The organism is Xenorhabdus sp. PB62.4 (genome assembly GCF_014467285.1).
Classification (GTDB): domain Bacteria; phylum Pseudomonadota; class Gammaproteobacteria; order Enterobacterales; family Enterobacteriaceae; genus Xenorhabdus.
The window spans coordinates 1-808 of sequence record NZ_NKHR01000099.1; the positions used below are offsets into that span (position 1 = coordinate 1).

Below are 808 nucleotides of genomic sequence, written 5' to 3' on the forward strand. Positions count from 1 at the left end.
GAGCTCGCGAACGGTCAGCCCCCGGTTATCCAGGACAGCCACTTCCGGCGTGTTTTGATACAAGTTATTGCCGCGGTTTAAAGTCATAAGACATTGCCTTTATAGAGTAGTTAACCTTCCCCCGTCTCTGGCAGGAAGGTCTAATTATTTAACGTTATCGAGTTAACTAAGAGAGCGTGTCGTTTTCATCTTCATTCACGACAAACCAAGGTGTCAGCCGATTTTGACGTAAATAGCCTTTGGCGGTTCTCACCTGGTATTCCCGGCCAAGGGGATCATAACGGTATGTATCGGCATACAAATCCTGCCGTGCGCTGTCATCGCGGAGGTACTGCCAGGCATCCAGGAAAAAGGGCTGGTAGGTTCGGACAGGTTGTCCTTTGCCGTCATACTCGGTCCGGCCTGAGACCGCCCAGCGGGTGGTGGTATGGGCGACGATGGGTTTTCCTTTCGCGTCCGTCATCAGGCTGCCGTCTGCGGCGCGTTGCCAGGCTTCTCCCGGCGCATGGTATACCGCACTTTGCAGTAAACGGCCAAAGCCGTCGCTGTAAGTGACGCTCTTACGCAGTTGTTGCTCAGGATCGGTGTCATAACGGTCAGTGGCCAGCGTCAGGACATGGACGGGTTCCCGTGAATCGGCCAATGCCTGCCCATTCAGCACAATGCCCTGACGTTGTACCCAGCGACGGAAACCCAGCGCACAAACCCGTTTATCTTCCGTCACTACTCCCGCGTCAAGCAGTGCCTGCCTCGTAAAGCCGGCTATATATTCCTGATAGGTGTGCGCCAACGGCATCCAACTCAGCGG

General features: G+C 54.8%; 1 pseudogene. It reads right to left on the minus strand.

From position 1 onward, the window contains the following. Nucleotides 1-166: 166 nt before the first annotated feature. Nucleotides 167-808 (minus strand): annotated as a pseudogene (locus Xenpb_RS19375) (virulence protein); the annotation flags it as partial.